This window comes from Oleiphilus sp. HI0043, assembly GCF_001634935.1.
On sequence record NZ_LWEY01001352.1, the window covers coordinates 1 to 1,580 of the forward strand.

Genomic DNA, 1,580 nt, shown 5'->3' on the forward strand with positions numbered 1-1,580 from the left:
CTCGCCCGGTTAAGTTTGGTGGAGTTCCTATAGCTATTTTATTTATCCTAACTATTGCGACGGCTGTCACCTTTCATAGCGTCTTACACATCCCACCGGTATTTGGCATGCTCACAGGCCTTGCCTACCTTAAATTCTACGGTTACTTCCTCAACCAAAAGTCCAAATCCTGGAACCACGGCTCTGAGTACCCTCCCGGCGCGAACCAAGACCCTTATGACTTTGATGTATTCTCTAAAATCGCCCATGCTGAGTGGGACACGCTATTCTTTTTTTATGGCGTCATAATGGCTGTTGGAGGCCTGGGATTCCTTGGCTACCTTGGAATTAGCTCTGAGTATATCTACGGTGAATTTGGCGCAACAAACGCTAATATCATGGTGGGTGTCTTATCTGCTTTAATTGACAATATCCCGGTGATGTACGCCATTCTAACAATGAACCCTGACATGCCACACGTACAGTGGCTATTGGTCACACTGACCGCCGGTGTTGGCGGCAGCCTGTTATCAATCGGTTCGGCCGCAGGTGTCGCTCTAATGGGCCAGGCTCGGGGAAAGTATACCTTCTTCAGCCATTTAAGATGGACGCCAGTCATCGCGCTCGGCTACGCTGCCAGCATCTGGGTACACCTATTAATCAACAGCTAATGCTATAAGAATTTTTTATAGACTTGCTAATGCCACCACTCTACACCTATAAAACTCCCCCCTTCAATAAACTGACATACATCAAACTCCAGAGTACACCTGTAAGTTTATATTGACAAACAACACCCCCTTCTATAACGTCTATATCTAAGAGTACAACTGTTCTCCTAAATTACTACCACTCTCGAGGAAAATTATGGACACACTCAGCCAGAAACGACCATTCAATGATGTTGCGTCTTTAAAGCAACTGCCTCGGAAAGTAGCAGATCTTTTCAAGAGCACTGCTGGACTAAACAAACGAGCGAGCGAAGTTATTGATGAACGCTCCCCTACCATTAATGCACGCATTAGCCGGATAGTCAAAGAGACACACGATACCAAAAGTTATTACTTCAAAACTAAACAGTCTTTAAATCATCACAGCGCTGGCTCTCATATTAATATAAAGTTCGACAATAAAGGCGAAACCGTTGAAAGAACATACACCTTGTCTTCACAGCCAGAGCTAGGCTTTGATCATGCACAACAAAACGAGTACGCCATTACGGTTAAGTGCATAGAAAAAGGATTAGCTTCAAACTGGCTATTCTCACAGCTTAAAGTTGGAGACGAAATCAATGTCAGTAAGGCGCAGGGACAATTTGTATTACCCTACCACCCTCCAGGAAAGATTCTTTTTCTCTCTGCAGGAAGCGGCATAACTCCCGTCATGTCAATGCTTCGCTACCTGTCAAAAACAGGTAACCGCAGTGATATTGTGTTTATAAATTACGCTAAGTCAGCCAAAGATCTTATTTTTAAAAAAGAGATTGAAGAGTTNACAAGCAGTCGCTCAAATATTAATAGTCAGTTTGTGCTAGAAACTGGCTCACGCGGAAAGAAAAGCGGCCTAATAAATAGTTCACAACTTCAATCACTCGTTCCTGA

The 1,580-nt window shown here is 43.8% G+C and carries 2 protein-coding genes; both read left to right on the top strand.

All coding sequences use genetic code 11. The features are described from left to right. On the top strand, positions 1–650 hold a 650-nt coding region (nhaD, locus tag A3729_RS18235), incomplete at its 5' end, for a sodium:proton antiporter NhaD (protein WP_197475906.1). Between the two features lie 196 nt (positions 651–846). Beyond that, the coding region (locus tag A3729_RS18240) for an FAD-binding oxidoreductase (RefSeq protein WP_231877465.1) at positions 847–1,580 on the top strand (734 nt) is incomplete at its 3' end.